Annotated in this window: 1 protein-coding gene; it reads right to left on the bottom strand. The window is 69.4% G+C overall.

Annotated elements, in window-relative coordinates; all coding sequences use genetic code 11:
- Window positions 1-284 (bottom strand): hypothetical protein (locus tag GSQ92_RS30530; protein WP_216856985.1); only part of this gene is annotated, 284 nt, incomplete at both ends.

Below are 284 nucleotides of genomic sequence, written 5' to 3'. Positions count from 1 at the left end.
GCTTGTCCTGCCGCCTCGGCCGGCAAGGCGGGGGCGACCTCGTTGATGAGTCCTGGCTCCCCGAGTGCGTAGTCGGCCAGCCTCAGCAGAGGCGGCACGTCGCGTTCAATCGCCTTGGCGTCCCACATGGCGGACCGGCGGCTGGCCCCCAGGCTTGCGAAGGCATCAGCCTCGGCCAAGGCTTCGATGGCTTTGCGGCTGACGCCCGTGCGGCGCGCCACTTCCTCCACGGACCCATAAGGTGAGCCATTGCCGGACCGCCGGACCTTCACGATCAACCGGCC

It is taken from the genome of Acidisoma sp. S159 (assembly GCF_009766125.1).
In the GTDB taxonomy this organism is placed as follows: Bacteria; Pseudomonadota; Alphaproteobacteria; order Acetobacterales; family Acetobacteraceae; genus Acidisoma.
This window is presented reverse-complemented; position numbering and strand designations above follow the sequence as displayed.